Consider the following 18,007-nt stretch of genomic DNA (forward strand, 5'->3'; position numbering starts at 1 on the left):
CGAGGGAATGGGCGGATATCATGCATAACGTGTTGCGCGTCTTCATTCGCGATGTGAAGCGCATCTGCGCGGTGCCATTTGCCGTGTTCATCGTTCTGGCGTCATGTTTCGTGCCGGGACTGTATTCATGGTTCAACGTCGCAGCGAACATGGACCCATATGCGAATACCGGAGATGTGCCGATCGCGGTGGTCAACAACGACGCGGGAACCATGGTGAACGGCTCCGAAATGAATGTGGGCGACCAGACCATGGACGCCTTGAAGGACAACCACGATCTGGGATGGCGCTTCGTGGACGAGACAGCCGCCGTCAACGGCGTGAAATCCGGCGAATACTATGCGGCCATCGTGATCCCCGAGGACTTCAGCAAGGATCTGACCAGCGTGCTACAGGGCGACTTCACGCGCCCCGAACTGTCCTTTTATGTCAACGAGAAGGTCAACACGCTCGCGCCGCGTGTGACGCAGTCCGGCGCCGCGGCCCTTGAGCAGCAGATCAACGAATCGTTCGTCTCCACCGTCAGCGCGACCGTCACGAAGACGCTTTCCGAAGAGGCCGGCAAGATGAGCGGCCAGCTCGACGGGACGGCGAACCAGCTGGACGGCAAGCTGAGCGAAGCCCAATCCAGCATCACGGCGGCCCGCGGCAAAGTAGATGACGCGCAGTCTTCCATCGCCGATGCGCGAGCGACAATCACGAGGGCCCGCCAAAGCATGACGGGCATCGCCGGACGCGCCGACGCTCTTTCCGCGAGTGTCAACGACACGGCATCCTCCGTCGACGCCGCACGCGGTGGATTGTCGGCGTTCCAGCACTCCATGAACTCGACCGTCGGACAGGTGCAGTCCGGGGCCGGCTCCCTTAAGGGCCGCATCGACGGCATTAAGGACACTGTCAACGGCAATGCGGCGGACATCTCCGGCCGTGTCGACGCCTCGCTGTCCACGCTTGAATCCGCGAACGACGCCCTGGGGGATGCGATCGAGGCGATGGAATCCGACCCGCAGCTCGCAGGCTCGGACGCCCTCGCACAGGCGAAACAGCATCAGAGCGACCTCGCCGCACAGATCGAAGCGATGAGGCAGCTGAACAATGGCATCCCCTCGGCGATGCAGGCGGGCGGCAAGAAGCTCTCCGATTCCCTGGACGCATTGAACGGCAAGGCCGACGGGCTCTCCAGCCTGTCCTCGGACGCTTCGAGCAGGATTGATTCCACCCTCACCGGCGTCTCCACCCAGCTCGTCGGACTGTCCGGAACCGTGGGCGCGACCGCCGAATCGCTTGGTCGCATCGACGCCGATCTCGCGCAGCTCGACACGACGCTCGAATCGGCGTCCAAAGTGATGGGGCAGACGGGCAAGGCCCTCGATCGCGTGAGTGCATCGGTGCAACGCACGCAAGCCGATTTCGCCGTCCTTCGGGCGAGCGATGCGTGGGCCGGCGTCAAGGGCCTTGCGCATGTGGACGCCGATCAGGTGTCCTCGTTCCTTGCATCACCGGTCGGTCTGGAGACCCGCGAATACTATCCGATGAAGAACTACGGCACCGCCATCGCCCCGTTCTTCACGAACCTGGCATGCTGGGCAGGCGCGTTTGCGGCGCTCACCCTCATACGTAATGACGCCGATTCGGAAGGCATTGACGCGCTCACGCCCAAGCAGGCGTTCCTCGGACGATGGCTGCTACTCATGGTTGTTGCGGTGCTGCAGGGCATCGTCATCGCATCAGGCAACCTCGTCATCGGCATCCAATGCAACGTGCCATGGGCGTACTATCTGGGCACCATCGTATGCTCGATGACCTACGTATCAATCGCCTACAGTCTGGTCATGATGTTCCGGCACATCGGCATGGCATTGAGTGTGATCTTCCTGATACTGCAGGTGCCGGGCGCGGGCGGTATGTACCCAATCGAGATGATGCCCCACTTCTACCGACTGCTGTACCCGATGCTGCCGCTCACGTATGGCGTCGAGGCGCTGCGCGAATCGATCGGGGGCTTCTATGGCACGGACTTCTGGACGCGCATCTGGCAGACCTCCATGTTCGCCGTGGCGTTCCTGCTCGTGGCGATGCTGTGCCGTCCGGCGCTCGCCAATCTCAATGATTTATTCAACCGCGAACTGGCGGATACTGATCTGGTCTACGCGCAGCGATTGGAGATCGTCGGTTCCGAACGCAACATCATGATTACCGTGCGCAAGATGCTCGCCGATCCGACCTGGGGTGCCGACGTACGTCGCCGGGCGAGGAAGTTCGAGCGGCTGTACCCATATCTGGTGCGCATCGGATTCCATCTCATCTGGATAATCCCCGTCGTGTTCCTCATCGTCATGATGGTCGTCGGGCCGAGCATCGGATTCCTCGTGGCCTGGCTGGCGATGGTAGTCGTCGTGGACATCGCGCTGATTATCCTCGAATACATCCACCTCCACCTACCGCGACAGGCACATGACAGCACAATGGGCGCCGAAAGCCTGCTGCGTTCCGTCGTGGACGCTGGACGTGCTGTGATTGCTGGCGGTGTCACGGGAAGCGCCGGCGGAAGCATCGCCCGGCATGCTGCGGGGAACGCCGGTGACGGTGATGATGCCAATGGAATCGGTGCCAGTGGAAAGGATGTTCACTGATGAGGAACGTATGGACCATATTCCGCACCGATATGCGGCGCATCCGTAGCAGCGTGATCGCGCTCATCGTCGCCATCGGCCTGATCCTCATGCCGTCGTTCTACGCATGGTTCAACATCTACGCCAACTGGGATCCATACAGCAACACCGGCGGCATGAAGGTCGCCGTCGCCAACTCGGACAAGGGCTATCAGGCGACCTGCTGCCAGCGAAGGTCAACGTGGGCGATCAGGTCGCCAATGCTCTCAGGGGCGAACGACAGCCTCGACTGGACGTTCGTGAGCGAAGATGAGGCCAAAAGCGGCGTGAAATCAGGCGAATACTACGCGGCAATCGTGATTCCCAAGGACTTCAGCACGGACCTGTTCTCTCTGCTGAGCGAGAGGACCGCGGATTCCGGGAAAACGGACAAGACCAAGGTGCGGCAGGCTCAGCTCGTCTACTACTCCAACCCCAAGAAGAATCCCATCGGCTCCACCGTCACCGATCAGGGCGCCTCCACCGTACGTCAGCAGATCAGCGACACCCTCACCTCGGCCGTTGCTCAGGCCGCCGCCGGCATGCTTGATTCCGTGTCCGCCTATCTCGACACGGACCAGAGCACACGATCCATCAGTGCATTGAGTGCCAATCTGCGGCAGCAATCAAGCGATCTCGCCGACGCTGCCGATCTCGCTTCGAGCTACGCGGATCTCGCCGATTCCGCGGCATCCCTGCTTGACGCATCCGGCAAGTCGATGGAACGGACGAAGCGGTCGCTGCAATCCTCCACCGTTGACATGGACGGCATCACCGGCAAGCTTGGAGACGCATCCACGTCGATCGACCGCATCAACGAGAACATGACCAACGGACTAGATTCCGCGGCGGACGCCTTCGACGCCGTCGGCGACAACGCCGAGGAGGCGCTGGGCAAACCCGCCGAGGGAGCCGCCAACACCGCGGCGGCCCTGCGCGCGATCTCCACGAACCGCATCAGGCCGATGATCGCAAGCCTGACCCAGTACCGCAACACGTTGGTCTCCATCCGGGAGACGCTGCACACCGAACCGGCCAAGGCTGCAATCGACCGGGCCATCGCTGACGTGGACCGCACCCTCAAACGCCTCAACGACACCGACGCGAAAATCAACGACGCCGCGGACCGGGCCGAAGCCAAGGGACAGGCGATCACCGACGCCGGCGGGGATATCGCCGCGCAGGCGCAAGCCAGCGCGCAGTCGATCCGCGATCTGAACAAGTCGTATCAGGACAATGTCGTCGCCACCCTTTCCGGCGTGACCGACTCCGCCGAACGGGCCGGGGCGGACGCCAAGGCGCTGGTCGACGACGCCACCTCCGCGCTCGTCGATGTAACCGGTCGAACCGACGGCAGCGGTTCGACCGGTGCTCTGGCCAATATCAAGGAGCTGACGGCCAATATCAACACGGCGCATGACACGTTGCTCGAGCAATCGAAGAAACTCGGCGAGACCGCCGATAAGCTGGACGAGGCCATGGCATCCGGCGGAGTGGAGGGGGTGCGCAAGCTGCTCTCCCAGCCCACGGACACCATCGCCTTGGCCATGACCACGCCCGTGACGACGAAGCGCATAGCCGTGTACCCGATCGCGAACAACGGCTCCGCGATGACCCCGTTCTACACACTGCTGGCCATCTGGGTAGGTGCGATGTTCCTGGGTATCGTCCTCAAGGCGAACGTATCGGACAAGATCGCCGCGACCCTGGACCATCCGAAGCCATGGCAACTGTATCTGGGCCGCGGCCTGACCTTCATCGCGTTCTCGCTGGCGCAGACCACCGTGCTGGGGCTCGGTGACCTGCTGTACCTGCGCGCGCAGGCGACGAACCCGTTCCTGTTCATGCTGTGCCTGTGGTGGTCGTCGCTGGTGAGCTCGACGCTCGTCTATACGCTGTCGGCCGTGTTCAGCACCGTCGGCAAGGCGATCTGCGCCGCGCTCATGGTCTCGCAGATCGCCGGCATCGGCGGCACGTTCCCGGTGGAGATGCTCCCGAGCGGGTTCAGGCAGCTGTACCCCTACCTGCCGTTCTCGCATGGCATCACCGCGCTGAGGGAGACCGTCGGCGGATTCTACGGCAACGTCTACTGGGAGCAGATGGGTCGCATGGGCATCTATCTCGTGGTCGCCTTGCTCATCGGCTTCGTGCTCTACACGCCGGTGACCCGCGCCATGGCGAAGACCAACAAGCTGGTCTCCAGCACGATGGCGATGAACTGAGACGGATCGAAAGAAGATCTGCTGAGCAGTCAGCTGATGTGTCGCTTGGGCAATGAAAAAAGCCCTTTTCCTTTGGATGAGGAAAGGGCGATGGCGGAGGATGCGAGACCCTAACTTTCATCGGGGCTTAGCTTTACTGCCGCTTGGCGTTGGCGGTAATAGCATGTGTGACGACCGAACCCGCGCCGATCACTGTGCCGTCGTCAATCGTGAGTTGGGTGTTCGCGATGCTGGACGGTGATTGCGTGGCGGTTCGTGACGGAGTGCATTCCTCGTCTGGCATCCGGTGCCTTTGTTCGCGCGCATCCTCCATTGAAATCCGTATTCGCCTTTCGTCGCTCTCTATTGCGTGAAACTGACATAAATGTCATAGTCACTCAGTGAAAAGCGCGAGAGCACGAGTGGCGATTGGGGATTTGACGCTCATATCACGGGACAAATACCTGAACGATCTCATTGTGCGCATGGGCAACGGCATGGTCAAGGTCGTCACCGGCGCGAGGCGCTGTGGCAAGACCTTCCTGCTGTTCGAACTGTTCGAGAAACCCCTGCGCGCACAGGGTGTGGATGATGACCACATCATCGAAATCGCGCTGGATGACCTGATGTATGCACGTTACCGCGACCCGCTCTCGCTATACGATTATGTGAAGTCCCGCATCGTGAATCGCAGCGAACCATACTATGTGCTGCTAGATGAGGTGCAGTACGCGATTTCGGACAAAGAGCTACGGAGCGACGAGCCGCCACAGCTGTACGGGGTGCTCAACGGCCTGCTACGCATGCGTAATGTGGACGTGTATGTGACGGGCGGCAACTCGAAGATGCTGTCCACTGATGTGATGACCCAGTTTCGTGGTCGTGGCGACGAAATCCGCGTATCAGTTGCCGGCGTCGGAGAAGGTCGCGCAGGGGAAAGCGTCGCTGCTCCGCATCGGTGACAGTTTCCAGAAGATTATCCTCGTGCGAGACGTGGTCAAGCCGGTCCGTGATGAGCGCGGCATCCTCACGATGAGCGTATACGATTTCCTGCTCGATCCGGATGGTCTGGCGGCGTGAGCGATGAACGGCATGATGATGGGCGTGGATGGGCTGGGCGCCCAAACTGGCCAACGACACGCCGGCGGCGCACTTGGGTGAGACGGCAAGCGGACGGCATGCGGGTGGGGCGGATAGGGCCCGCGGTTCGAACACGGTTTGGCCTTGAGCCTTATAACCCCTTGTCGCGGAGCCTGTTTTGCGGCCTATTTTGCAGTTGTGTGTAGTCTGCCGTAGCGTACGGCGGGAATGCTGGTATCGGCATGGTGCGGAATGGCCATTTTTACCGGTTCTGGGGCCTGGGGTGTCTGCGGTGTGCCCGTGTTGCTGCACACAACTGCGAGATAGGCCGCGAGAAGACGAAGAAGACGGGGACTCGCGGTCGAAACGCTTGCGGCCAACCACGCTAATCGGCGGTGCGCCGATAAGGCCCGCGAACAAGGCCCGCGAACAAGGCCCGCGGTTTGTCCCCTAGCCCTTAAGCGGTACTGCTTAGTTCACCGACTATGACGCCATGGAAAACGGGTGTCGCGGAAAAACGGGTCGAGACGGGTCAAAACGGAAGATGGGGCAGATCGGCGGAAATCGGCGGAATGGCTTGAAACCGTTGGGATTCCGCCGTTTTGGCAATGAAAAGGCCCTTTTCCTTTGGATGGGAAAAGGGCGATGGCGGAGGATACGAGATTCACAACTTCACGCCGTGGAACTGGCGATATTGCAATGAAAACGGTTGTGCCGCCTAACTGTCTTACAGCTCAAATTACCGCTCTTCTCGGCGTGTCGCGTGAGAATGGGCGGGACGAATTCGTTGGAGTCCACTTGTGGATGCCCTGTGCCCGCGGTGTCATTGACGCCGTGTGGGTTTGTCGTTGAGTTGGATGTGGTAGTCGTCGATGATGTCCGCCAGCGTGATGGAGCGCATGGCCTCGGCTGTGGCGTGTTCGATCTTCTCGTAGGAGGGGGCGAGCGTGGCGTGGATATTCCGCGCCACGGGGCATGACTGTCCCTTGTATTGGTGGACGCCGATCATCGTGGCCAGTCCATCGGGTTCGACGGCGTTCTGGATGTCTAGCAACGTCACATCCTTGGGGTCTTGGATCAGGTGTGCGCCGACGTTGCCGCGTTGGACATCGATTATGCCGGCTTTTTTGAGCGCGGCGAAGAGCGCTCGAATGCTTGCCGGGTTGCAGCCAGTGCTTTCGGCCAGCAGCGTGCTGGTGACGCGGTCGTCGCTGCCGGCCTCGTTCATGAAGATGAGGCAGTGCACCGCCACTGAGCATTTCATGCTGATATGCATGTGTCCTCCCGTCCTTCGTGCCGTCGTCCCATATGTTCACGCGTTGCGACGCTGCTGTGTTGACGATATCCCGGCGTCACGATATGGTTTAATGTAATTCTAAATATTACATTACTGGGTCGTCGGAAATCCAACACCTGCGGAATCGAAGAAAGGACGCGCCACCATGCGAGCAGCGCAGATCAACCGTTACGAGAAGGACGTCGCCAAGGCCATTGCGGGGGTTGAGGTCAACGAGATCCCCGAACCGTCCATCGGTGACCGCGACATACTGATTCGCGTCAAGGCGGCGGCCGTCAATCCGCTGGAATTGCTGGTCGTCACTGGCGCAGTCAAGCTGATCCAGGATTATCCGATGCCGGTCACGCTTGGCAACGAGGTCGCCGGCGTCGTGGAACGCGTGGGCGATGCGGTGCGCGGATTCCAGCCGGGTGATCGCGTGTATGCCCGCACGCCGATCGACCACCCCGGCGCGCTCGCTGAATTCGTCGCATTGCCCGCCGATGCTGTGGCACCGATGCCCGAGGGCTATGATTTCGACGAGGCCGCGACCATCCCTCTCACCGGTCTGACCGCGTGGCAGGCGTTCACGGAGATCCTAGACGCCAAGCCGGGGCAGAGTGTTCTCATTCCCGGAGGCTCGGGCAGCTTCGGCCGTGTGGCCGTGCCGATCGCCAAGTCGTTGGGGCTGGACGTCACCGTCACCGGTAACGAACGCTCGCGCGATGAGATCCTCGCCCTCGGTGCCGACCGGTATCTCGACTACCGCGCGGAGAACTACTGGCAGGCCGGCGTCAGTGTCGACTACGTGATCGACGCGCTTGGGCCGGCCGAATTCGACCGTGAACTGTCCGTGCTGAAACCCGGTGGCACGCTGCTCAGCTTGCGTGGCGTGCCCAACAAGGCGTTCGCCGAACGCATGCGGATGCCGTTCCTCAAGCGCGCGCTGTTCTCGCTCGCCGGATCGAAGCTCGACAAGAAGGCGCAGGCGCAGGGCAAGCGGTACGAATTCATCTTCGTGCGGGCGGATGGCGAACAGCTGCGTCATGTCACCGACATCGTGAAGGAGCGTGATGTGCGTCCCTCCATCGACCCGCACATGTTCCGTCTTGACGACATTCAAGCGGCGCTCAAGCTTGTCGCTGGCATGGGAGGGCGTGCGTCGGGCAAGGTCGTGGTTCGGTTCTGATCGTCGGGTAATTGACGAACGCGAATGAAAGGGAATGGATCGGCAATGCCTATCGCTATTATCACCGGCGCAAGTTCTGGCCTTGGCCGGGCGTATATTGATGCGATCATCCGTGAGTGCCCGGAAATCCGGGAGATCTGGGTAATCGCTCGCAGCAAAGGCAAACTCGAACGAATCGCCTCTGAATATCAGAGCGTTCGCATCGTGCCGGTTCCGCTCGATCTGACCGATTTGCGCAGCTTTGACGAACTGCGTGACAGGCTTGACGCCGCCAAGCCGTTTATCCGTATGCTTGTCAGCAACGCGGGCATCGGTGCGAGCCGGCCGTTCGCTGATGAGGATCCGCAGCGCCTACTGCAGTTGGTGCAGCTCAACGTCATGGCGACCACGATGGTCACGCGCCTATGCCTGCCGTACATGCAACGCGGGTCCATGATCTTGGAGACCGGCTCCATTCTCGGCGTCTCACCGGTGGGCAATCTGGCGGCATACAGTGCCAGCAAGTCCTATGTGCGCACCTTGTCCGTCGTGCTGCGGCAGGAACTCAAGCCGCACGGCATTCATGTCACCGTGGTGCAGCCAGGATTGATGGATACGCCGATGCTGTCGCGTGGTTCAGAATCGTCCGCCGGCGCGGTCTCGGACGCGGGGCCGGGGAAGCGGACGCCGTTGCCGGTACTGGACCCGCGTGACGTGGCGATTGGTTCAATCCGTGCAGTCAGGCGGAACAAGGCCATCTACCTGCCGCATCCGTTCAACAAGTTGCTCGCGTTTCTGGCCAAGATCCTGCCGATCACGTTTGGCGTATCGGTCGCGAACATGTGACCATACGCTGATTGCCGCGGTTCGACGGCGTCGGTGAAGATGCTCTATGCGGCGTGGTGCCGGTTTGGGTGAGATCTACTGAGTGAGATCTACTGAGCCGTCGGCTGATGCTTCCGGACCTTTTTGAGGAAATTCTTTCGGAAGTTTCCCAGTGGTCCGAAGAAGCGTTCGTCGGTTGCGGTCTGTTCGTGGTTCTCGTACTTGAGCGCGGTCAGTTCGATGGTACAGATGAAATGCCGGGGGATTACCCCCGGCTCTTGGAAGTCTCACATTGCTGCGGACCTGCGTAGGAGATATGGTGTCAGGTCTTTACCGTTGATTGGGTTCGTCTGTGTAGTTGATCATTTCCAGTTCCGGTCCCATGTCTTCGGTTTGTGTGTGGCCGGTTTCGTGGAATCCGATGTGTCGGTAGAATCCTTGCGCGTTCGCGTTGAATGCCATCACCCATAAGACGAGTCGATCGTTGCCGATCGCGTGTTTGCCGGCTTCGACCAGCATCCGTCCGACGCCTTTGCGGTGATGGGTGGTCAGTATATAGAGCGAGGCCAGTTCCGCCGCGTCGGGCCGGTTGATCGGCGGTCGTGGGGTGCGCAGCAGTTCCGCAAATCCGATTATCTGATTGTCGTCCAACGCCACCAATGTCGCTTGATTGCTGTTGTTCGCAGCGTTGCGCGTCAGTCTCAGTGCGAAATCGGGGGTGATCGCGTCCGCGATTTCCTGCGGTACATGGCCTTGATTCAACTCACGCCATGTATGTGACTGGACTTGTGCTTTCTGCCCGAACCACTGCGGTTCAATCGGAGCGATGCGAAGCGTCATGGGTTTCATTGTAGGCCCGGTGTTTGCCTGTTTCGTGGGATTCAGCGTGAGAAATCGGGGGTGTCTGCGTTGAGTCCTCCGTATTTGCGGGACTCAGTGCGATTGTGGGCCGTTTCGTCGTTGAGTCCCGCGACTTGGCCGCCGGCCTCGTGTCTGTCCGTTGGTCATGGATTGGAAATCATTGGAATTTCGCCATTTTGTGGTGGTGTTGGCTGGTCATCGTTGGTCCGATGTTGGTGTGGGTGGGTGTGGTTGCGGGACTCAGAGCCGGAATCGGCTTTTGTTGTGCTGGGTCCCACGCAGTCCCTCGCAGGTGGACGAGACGGACCATAGGAGAGTGCGCAAATCGGCGGAACGGGCTTGGAACCGTCGCGATTCCGCCGCTTCAGCAATGAAAAAGCCCTTTTCCTTTGGGTGGGAAAAGGGCGATGGCGGAGGATGCGAGACCCCAACCTTCATCGGGGCTCGGCCCCACTGCCGCTTAGCGTTCACGAGCTTCACGCCTCCGCCGCACCACCTCCGTTACCACGTCCACAGTATGTCGTGACGGGTTGTGGCGGCATCGGCCGGTGTCCGGGGCGCATGCGCTTCGTCACGTCGGCTGTGTCGTCGCAGCATTGTTTTTCGCTGAATCCTACACTGAATACACTGAATTCAGTTATTCTACACTTAATTCAGTGTAAAATTCAGTGTATCAATAACAATGCGGCGGATTGGAGCGCGCTATGGCGCATGAATACGGCAAAGAAACGTTGTCGCTGGAATTCAAGAGCGATCTGAAGCGATTGCCCGACGACGATCTGCTTGATGCGGTTGTGGCGCTGGCGAACTCGGATGGTGGCACGGTGTACTTGGGCGTCGAGGATGATGGCACTCCGACTGGCTTGATAAGGTGCATCAGGATGCGGTCGGATTGGCCCGCGATGATTGCCAATCGCACGGTTCCACCGGTCTCCGCACGAACTCAAATCGTCGGGACTTCGGAAGTACCGGTGATGCAGATCGATGTGCCGAAATCACGTAGTGTGGTCTCCACCAAATCGGGCAAGGTGCTGCGTCGCCGCATGAAGGTGGACGGTACGCCGGAAAGCGTGCCGATGTATCCGTACGAGATCGCCACACGCTTGTCCGATTTAGGTCGTTTGGATTTCTCGGCGCAACCGGTGCCGGACGCGACCCGTGACGATTTCGATCCTCTCGAGTGTGAACGTTTGCGCCGAATCATCGGTGTCTACCAGTCCAGTGACCGCAATCTGCTGGAGCTCGCCGACGAGGAGTTGGAGAAATCCCTGCAGTTGACGGTGACCGTCGACGGCAAGGTGATGCCGACGTTGACCGGATTGCTGTTGTTGGGCAAGGAGGAATCGTTGAAACGTTTCGTGCCGACCCATCGGGCTTCCTTCCAGGTCATGTCCGGTACGGACATCAAGGTCAATCAGGACTATGGTGGGCCGCTGCTGAGAACCATCGAGCAGATCAACGATATGTTCTCCCCCTGGAACCCGAGCATCGAGATATCCGTCGGCCTGTTCTCTACGATGGTGCCGGAGTTCGACCATAGAGCGTTCCGCGAGGCGCTGGTGAATGCGTTCGGCCATCGCGACTACACCCTGCTTGGGCGTGTGCGTGTGCAATTGGACGATGCCGGATTGACTATCGCCAATCCCGGTGGATTCGTGGAGGGCATCAACATCCACAACCTGCTTACCGCTGAACCTCATGGACGTAATCCTTGTCTGATGGATGCGCTTAAGCGTACCGGACTGGCCGAGCGTACGGGACGTGGTATCGACCGCATCTACGAGGGATCGCTTCACTATGGCCGTCCGTTGCCTGATTACACGGCATCGAATGAGCGGAACGTATCCGTGTATCTGCAACGTAGTGCGCCCGACGTCGAATTCGTGCGAATGCTGGCCGAGGAACAGGAACGCACAGGCAAGACGATGCCAGTCAACGGTTTGCTGATTCTGAACATGCTCAAGAACGAGCGGCGTTGCACCTTCGAAACCATGCACAAGGAGCTCGATATGAGCGAGCAGCGTCTGCGTGCCATGCTCGGCCAGCTTACGGAGTCCGGAATGATTGAGGGTTCCGGCAATGGCTCCCGCCGTGCCTACACCTTGGGTTCCAAGGTGTACAGGCGCACGGGCAAGACCATCGAATACGTGCGTCAGACGGACATCGACCGTGTACGGTGGCCGGAACTCATCATGAAATTGGTTATGGAGCAGGGTGATGCAACGCGGGCGGATGTCATGGAGCTGCTGCATATCGACGCCAATCAGGCGTACTACCAGTTGTCCAAGCTTGTTAAGAGTGGGAGACTGAAAGTCATCGGCCGTGGCAAGGGGACTCGCTATGCAAGCATGTAGCAGTGTCGATTGGCACTGACGTGTCTTGTGATTCTTCACTGTATTGTCCCGAGACGCGTGTCAGCCATGCCCCAAGACATGCGTAAACTATCCGCTCGAACTAGACAGATCGAGATTTCAGCCATAGCACCCTTTTGAAAATGAAAAAGCCGGGGCTACCGGTGTCGCCTGACTCCAGTGAGCGTGACGCGCAGGTCGTAGCTGGAGGTGGTAATCGCCGCTTGTGAACGTACTTGTGGCACAGGGCTCTGGTCGTCAGGGAGCGGCCGCGCCATCCAAGGCGGGTCGGGGCTTGTGATGGTTTTTGGCGGTGGTTTTCACTGTATCTCGCAGTTGTGTGTGTCGCCGGCCGGTGATTGGGGGATGTGAGGAGTTCCTGTCGTGTTGTCGGTGTCGGATAATGGCGGGATTGCAAGTGTTGTGGGTTTCTTGCCCGGAGGTCTTGCGGCCGTGTGCTTGGCCGATGGTGCACACAACTGCAAGATATGCTCTGCGGCTTGTGGGATATGCCCCGAGGCGGGCATGCTGAATCGAAATGGTGCCGGTCGTTTCGCGGCCGCTACCGTTTTGCCGAGGCTTGAGTGTTCTCGGCATGCGGAGCTGGGGCGGATCGTGTTGCGGGCCGGAGGCAACGGCTTGTTCCTCCCTATGCCTGCCATCCGCCGGCGGGGCTCGACTGAAATAAAAAAGCCCTTTTCCTTTGGATGGGAAAAGGGCGATGGCGGAGGATACGAGATTCGAACTCGTGAGGCTGTTACACCAACACGCTTTCCAAGCGTGCGCCATAGACCACTAGGCGAATCCTCCATGCGAGCGGTATTTGCTGGAAGCAAGCTCCGCAGGCAACTCGAATAAGCTACCACAACTTGCGGATAAGTGCACGTTCGGCGTGGCGTACTGGCGTGTCGGGCGGAGGATACGAGATTCGGACTGATGCGAAGGACCTCCAGGGTGAAGTGTGCCTGTGTGCAATTAGCAAAGAGGTGAGCCTGGGTGGTCGAGCCTCTGGTGTGCGGGTGCGTCGGGTGTGATGGAAGGTGAGCTTGGCGTTGTGGTCCGATGAATCCTGAAGATGTCCGTGTCGAGCGGGGCGAAGCGCCTGCCGGATGAAATGGTGAAATTGGGGCATGACAAGCGTCCGAAATGCGGGATGATGACGAAGCGCTGAGCGTAATAGTCTCAAATAATGAGACGATAGCCATGCGAATCCAAGGCTGAAACCAGAGGAAACAACCGTGCATTACCTCGCTTTGGCGAAAAAAACAAGACTGTTCTTCCGAATATTTTTTCTTTATTATGCAGTCGTTGGTTTTGGGCAGGACTTGCAGCGGACCTACAGTTCGGCGGATTCAGACGGATTCAGAAGAATCCTGTGCCGGGCATCGCATACAGCCGGGCCGATCCAGCAGCAATCGTTTTCGGGAGAGGAAGTCGGCATGATTCGTCGCGCCTGCGCGCAATGCGCAGCATCAGTCACCAAGCGACTGTGCGCGTTGGTTGCCATCGTGTTCGCAGTCACGTTGATCGCCACCACCATCGCGCCTGCCGTGCTCGCGCCGCAGCAGGCGTATGCCGTTACCGGCACCAGCTCCTCCAGCTCATCGAGCAGCGTCGACTACGCCACATGGGCCGAGGTCTCCACGGCGATGGACAAGCAGCTCAACGAGGGCCTCAAGACCTACAAGGACGGCAACACCGCAGGCTCCACGTCCGCGTTCATGTCCGCCTACAACCAGATCTACGTGGCCTCCAACTTCACCGCCGTCGTGCACGACACCATCGGCGCGGACAAGCAGCTCGCCCAACAGCAGGCATTCCAGGGCATCCAGAACCTCTCCTACACCGCAGGCAACGAAGACCAGCTCGCCCAGCAGATCGCCTCGCTGACCGCCGACCTCGATGCCACCGCGCAGCAGCTCGACGGCAACGCCCAGCTCGCCAAGCCGAAGGCCTACGCCGAGGCGCTGCAGCAGCAGCTGGCCAAGGAGCGCAAGGAGCTCGACGCCAAGAAAAAGAAGAACCCGGGCAAGGGCAACCGCTCCTGGACCGACGTGGCCAATGAGATGACCCCGATCCTCGACAACGCCTACAAGGCATACGAGCAAGGCGATGGCGCCAAGGGCGCCACCCTCGTCAACAACGCCTACTACCAGTACTACGAGAAGCTCGGCTTCGAGAAGAACGTGATGAACGCCATCAGCGGCAACCGCGTCTCCGAGGTCGAATACCAGTTCAAGATGTGCCGCAAGTCGATGAACACGGGCGCCCCGCTCAAGGACACCAAGAAGCTCATCGACGACCTCAAGGCCATGCTGGTCAAGGACGCCGGCATCCTCGACGGCGGCGCGGCCGACCAGGAAGGCGGCTTCACCAAGTTCATCACCAGCGCGGTCGGCCAGGCCTTCCTCATCCTCATCCGTGAAGGTCTTGAGGCGCTGCTGGTGGTCGCCGCCGTGATCGCCTACCTAGTCAAGTCCGGCAACAAGCGCTTCACCAAGTGGATCTACGTGGGTGTGCTGGTCGGCCTTGCCGGCTCCGGCATCATCGCTGTGATCTTCGGCCTCATGTTCGGCGGCTCCGGCCCCCAGCAGGAGATCATGGAAGGCATCTGCGCCCTGATCGCTATGGGCATGCTGCTGTGGACCAGCAACTGGATGCTCAACAAGAGCTCGGTCGAGGCATGGAACCGATACATTCGCACCAAGACCGAGGCCGCGGTGGCATCCGTGTCCTCCCAGGCCGAATCCGGTGAGAAGGTCGCGTTCGGTACCGTGGTCTCGCTCGCTATGCTGAGCTTCCTCGCTGTGTTCCGCGAGGGTGCCGAAACCGTGATCTTCTATGAATCGATCTATTCGATGAGCCAGGATTCCAAGGGCATGTGGACCGGCGGCATCGCTGCGGCCGTGGTGCTCGTGATCATATTCCTGATCATCCGCTTCACCTCCGTGAAGATTCCGATCGGCCCGTTCTTCCTGATCACCTCGATCCTGATGTCCGTGCTGGTCGTCGTCTTCGCGGGCGGTGGCGTGCACGCGCTGATCGAGGGCGACGCTCTGCCCGCCAACTACCTGCAGGGCGTGCCGACGAACGACTGGCTTGGCTTCTATCCGTACGTCGAAACGATTGTGGCGCAGATTATCGCCGCTATCGCTGTCATCGCACTGTTCGTGGTCGGCTTCATCAAGCAGCGTCGGCTCAAGACCGGCTCCGCACCAGCCGCGAGCAACGCCGAGGTTACTGCGGATGCGCAGTAACCGGTGACGGACTGGCGGTCGCGCCAACAGTGCCAGTGCCGTCCGCCCAACACACAATAGCTTCCCCTGAATAATTCATAATTCAACAATCCGTGAATTCCATTCACACCAGGAAATAAGAGAAATGATGAAGAACAAGAAGATCGCCGCTCTGCTCGGCCTGCTGCTCGCCGGCACGATGACCGTCTCCATGGCGGCCTGCGGCCAGACCAACAGCGCATCCTCCGACACCAAGTCGGACTCCTCCTCCCAGTCCTCCGACTCCAGCAGCAGCGACTCCAGCTCCTCCGACGCCGGCGCCGGCTTCGAGGAAGTCCCGGTCGGCCCGTCCGGCACCGCCGAAGAGCAGGATCAGGAAGCCGGCCCGCTGACCGTGGGCGCCGTCTACTTCCAGCCGATCGATATGGAACCGGCTTCCATGGGCCTCAAGGCCGCGGACGCCTCCTTCCACCTCGAGGCCGACATCCACGCCAACGAGAAGGGCACCGAACTCGGCTACGGCAAGGGCGACTTCATCCCTGACCTGACCGTGAACTACACCATCATCGACAAGTCCACCGGCAAGGAAGTCGAGGGCGGCACCGCCACCTCCGGCACCTTCATGCAGATGAACGCCTCCGACGGCCCGCACTACGGCGCCAACGTCAAGCTCGACAAGGCCGGCACCTACCAGCTCAAGCTCTCCATCGAGTCCCCGGCCGCCAAGGGCTGGATGCTGCACGTCGACCCGGAGACCGGCGTCAAGGGCCACTTCTGGACCGAGCCGATCGAAGTCACCTTCGACAACTGGGACTACACTCCTCGCCAGTGGTGAGTCTCAAGGACAGTTTCCCTCTGACGAGGGAGCTGTCCGAGTGAAGCGAGGGCTGAGGGAGAAAACGGAGCGGCCGTAAGGTCGCGAGAGCCATATGGCGCGAAGCGCGATTCTGTGTTATTGCGGTACCGCGCTGGTTCTCTCCCCCAGTCGACTCCGCCGACAGCCCCCTCGTCAGAGGGGGCTTCAGTCCGTTTATGGCACATTAGCCAAACCCCACAAGGAAAGGGCGTTGAATGCTGGAACAATTCGTTGCGGTGATGCCGGGGACATTGGCCCCAGCGTTGCTGGTCATGTGCCTGAGCGTGATGCTCACCGTGGGCGAAGGCCGCGACAAGCCAATCAGTGCATACTGGCGGCTGTGGGGGCTTGGCATCGGCATCGTCGCCGCCATCGTGTTCGCCGCCCTGCGCGCCACGGCCGTCATCAACCAGCGCACGTTCATCAATTATCCGGTGCTGATTGTCGCCGTGATCGTGGATGTACTCGCGATCGCCGTGGTGGTCGCTGCACCCCGCATCACCCACAACTGGGCCAAGCATGCGGTCTGGATGCACGTGGCCAACGCGGTGGCCGCCGTACAAATCGCACTCACCGTCTTCTATGCGCTGCCGGATGTGATTCTGCAGCTCACCATCTGGGTGGAGCCGGGGGAGACGGCCTTCACCTCGGCCATGCTACTGCGCGCGCTCGGCTTCCTGCTGGGCGTGGCCATGTCCATCGTGGTGGCCGCCATCTTCCGCACCATGCGCACCACCGCAGTGCGCTGGGCTTTCACCATCGCTGTCGTCGCCGTGATGGTGATTCTACTCATCCAACACTTCACCGGCCTTATGCAGATCCTGCAGGCGCGCGGCTTCCCGATCGGCCACACGGGCTTCGTGGCGCTTGCCTGGTCGATTAACCATAATTCCGCGATGATCATGGCCCAGGCTCTTGTGTTCCTCGTGCCGGCCGTGGCATCGGTGGTCGCCGGCTTCCGCATGAAGACGCACGATGTCCCGGGCGCGAACGAGGCCACATTGCGCCGTCACAAGGCATTCCGCCGTCACGCCATCGCCGCCGCGGCATGGAGCCTGATCGCGGCGATCGGCGTCACCGCCACCCTGACCGTGGGCGTGGCCGCCACCCATCAGACCATCACACTTTCCCCGCCCGAGGCGTACTCGCTCAAGGACGGCGTCGCCACCATCCCGTTCACCCAGGTCGAGGACGGTCACCTGCATCGCTTCGAATACAAGGCCAAGGACGGCACCGTGATGCGCTTCATCATCATCCGCAAGAACGGCGGCGCGTACGGCATCGGCCTCGACGCCTGCGAGAACTGCGGCGACGCCGGCTACTACGAGAAGAACGGCAAGATTATCTGCAAGAAGTGCGAGGTGGCCATCAACCTCGCCACCATCGGCTTCAAGGGCGGCTGCAACCCGATCCCATTCCCGTACAAGACGGGCAACGGCAAGATCACCATCCAAACCACCGATCTGGACGCCCTGAGCGTCCACTTCCAGTGAACGTAAGGC

Annotated in this window: 12 protein-coding genes and 1 tRNA gene; 9 read left to right on the forward strand and 4 right to left on the reverse strand. The window is 60.4% G+C overall.

Translation table 11 applies throughout. The annotated features are described in order from the left end of the window. Window positions 1–20: 20 nt before the first annotated feature. Window positions 21–2,633: a YhgE/Pip domain-containing protein gene (locus BREU_RS00275; protein ID WP_044089809.1), complete on the forward strand. Its 2,613-nt coding sequence runs from the start codon at window positions 21–23 to the stop codon at window positions 2,631–2,633. Beyond that, window positions 2,633–4,873, forward strand: coding sequence for a YhgE/Pip domain-containing protein (locus BREU_RS00280; protein ID WP_044095734.1), 2,241 nt, complete (start codon window positions 2,633–2,635; stop codon window positions 4,871–4,873). Before BREU_RS00275 ends, BREU_RS00280 begins: the two co-directional genes overlap by 1 nt. A gap of 133 nt (window positions 4,874–5,006) precedes the next feature. Here BREU_RS00280 and BREU_RS11810 read toward each other — a convergent pair whose 3' ends face one another. Then, entirely contained in the window at window positions 5,007–5,156 is a 150-nt protein-coding gene (locus tag BREU_RS11810; RefSeq protein WP_156100210.1) for a hypothetical protein, read from the reverse strand. A gap of 133 nt (window positions 5,157–5,289) precedes the next feature. Here BREU_RS11810 and BREU_RS00285 point away from each other — a divergent pair, with 133 nt between their 5' ends. Continuing rightward, a complete protein-coding gene (locus BREU_RS00285; protein ID WP_052381963.1) occupies window positions 5,290–5,814 on the forward strand; it encodes an ATP-binding protein in 525 nt (174 codons plus the stop codon). Between the two features lie 941 nt (window positions 5,815–6,755). Here BREU_RS00285 and BREU_RS00295 read toward each other — a convergent pair. Beyond that, window positions 6,756–7,208, reverse strand: a complete 453-nt coding sequence (locus tag BREU_RS00295; protein ID WP_044089811.1) for an RrF2 family transcriptional regulator — start codon at window positions 7,206–7,208, stop codon at window positions 6,756–6,758. Between the two features lie 166 nt (window positions 7,209–7,374). On the opposite strand from BREU_RS00295, the gene BREU_RS00300 reads away from it, so the two are divergent. Further along, complete coding sequence (locus BREU_RS00300) at window positions 7,375–8,397, forward strand: NADP-dependent oxidoreductase (RefSeq protein ID WP_044089812.1); 1,023 nt, start codon at window positions 7,375–7,377, stop codon at window positions 8,395–8,397. 45 nt (window positions 8,398–8,442) lie between these two features. Beyond that, window positions 8,443–9,222: an SDR family NAD(P)-dependent oxidoreductase gene (locus tag BREU_RS00305; RefSeq protein WP_044089813.1), complete on the forward strand. Its 780-nt coding sequence runs from the start codon at window positions 8,443–8,445 to the stop codon at window positions 9,220–9,222. 309 nt (window positions 9,223–9,531) lie between these two features. Here the strand turns inward: BREU_RS00305 and BREU_RS00310 are convergent, their stop codons facing one another. Next, window positions 9,532–10,050, reverse strand: coding sequence for a GNAT family N-acetyltransferase (locus BREU_RS00310; protein WP_044089814.1), 519 nt, complete (start codon window positions 10,048–10,050; stop codon window positions 9,532–9,534). A gap of 716 nt (window positions 10,051–10,766) precedes the next feature. Here BREU_RS00310 and BREU_RS00315 point away from each other — a divergent pair. Further along, entirely contained in the window at window positions 10,767–12,416 is a 1,650-nt protein-coding gene (locus tag BREU_RS00315) for an ATP-binding protein (protein ID WP_044095736.1), read from the forward strand. A gap of 719 nt (window positions 12,417–13,135) precedes the next feature. Here BREU_RS00315 and BREU_RS00320 read toward each other — a convergent pair. Further along, window positions 13,136–13,223 (reverse strand) — tRNA-Ser (locus BREU_RS00320). A gap of 629 nt (window positions 13,224–13,852) precedes the next feature. Between BREU_RS00320 and BREU_RS00325 the strand changes: the two genes are divergently transcribed. The 3 genes from BREU_RS00325 (at window position 13,853) to BREU_RS00335 (ending at window position 17,998) form a co-directional block, all read left to right on the forward strand. After that, window positions 13,853–15,670, forward strand: a complete 1,818-nt coding sequence (locus BREU_RS00325; RefSeq protein WP_044089817.1) for an FTR1 family iron permease — start codon at window positions 13,853–13,855, stop codon at window positions 15,668–15,670. 124 nt (window positions 15,671–15,794) lie between these two features. Then, a complete protein-coding gene (locus BREU_RS00330) occupies window positions 15,795–16,484 on the forward strand; it encodes an iron transporter (protein ID WP_081886453.1) in 690 nt (229 codons plus the stop codon). A gap of 236 nt (window positions 16,485–16,720) precedes the next feature. After that, window positions 16,721–17,998 (forward strand): DUF2318 domain-containing protein, encoded by a 1,278-nt coding sequence (locus BREU_RS00335; protein WP_044089818.1) that lies wholly within the window; start codon window positions 16,721–16,723, stop codon window positions 17,996–17,998. Window positions 17,999–18,007 lie beyond the last annotated feature (9 nt).

The organism is Bifidobacterium reuteri DSM 23975 (genome assembly GCF_000741695.1).
In the GTDB taxonomy this organism is placed as follows: Bacteria; Actinomycetota; Actinomycetes; order Actinomycetales; family Bifidobacteriaceae; genus Bifidobacterium; species Bifidobacterium reuteri.

Excerpts from the sequence above, each read along its gene's own strand:
- BREU_RS00275 (WP_044089809.1), top strand. The coding sequence starts at position 21 with ATGCATAACGTGTTGCGCGTCTTCATTCGCGATGTGAAGCGCATCTGC.
- BREU_RS00280 (WP_044095734.1), top strand. The coding sequence starts at position 2,633 with ATGAGGAACGTATGGACCATATTCCGCACCGATATGCGGCGCATCCGT.
- BREU_RS11810 (WP_156100210.1), bottom strand. The coding sequence starts at position 5,156 with ATGCCAGACGAGGAATGCACTCCGTCACGAACCGCCACGCAATCACCG.
- BREU_RS00295 (WP_044089811.1), bottom strand. The coding sequence starts at position 7,208 with ATGCATATCAGCATGAAATGCTCAGTGGCGGTGCACTGCCTCATCTTC.
- BREU_RS00300 (WP_044089812.1), top strand. The coding sequence starts at position 7,375 with ATGCGAGCAGCGCAGATCAACCGTTACGAGAAGGACGTCGCCAAGGCC.
- BREU_RS00305 (WP_044089813.1), top strand. The coding sequence starts at position 8,443 with ATGCCTATCGCTATTATCACCGGCGCAAGTTCTGGCCTTGGCCGGGCG.
- BREU_RS00310 (WP_044089814.1), bottom strand. The coding sequence starts at position 10,050 with ATGAAACCCATGACGCTTCGCATCGCTCCGATTGAACCGCAGTGGTTC.
- BREU_RS00315 (WP_044095736.1), top strand. The coding sequence starts at position 10,767 with ATGGCGCATGAATACGGCAAAGAAACGTTGTCGCTGGAATTCAAGAGC.
- BREU_RS00325 (WP_044089817.1), top strand. The coding sequence starts at position 13,853 with ATGATTCGTCGCGCCTGCGCGCAATGCGCAGCATCAGTCACCAAGCGA.
- BREU_RS00330 (WP_081886453.1), top strand. The coding sequence starts at position 15,795 with ATGATGAAGAACAAGAAGATCGCCGCTCTGCTCGGCCTGCTGCTCGCC.
- BREU_RS00335 (WP_044089818.1), top strand. The coding sequence starts at position 16,721 with ATGCTGGAACAATTCGTTGCGGTGATGCCGGGGACATTGGCCCCAGCG.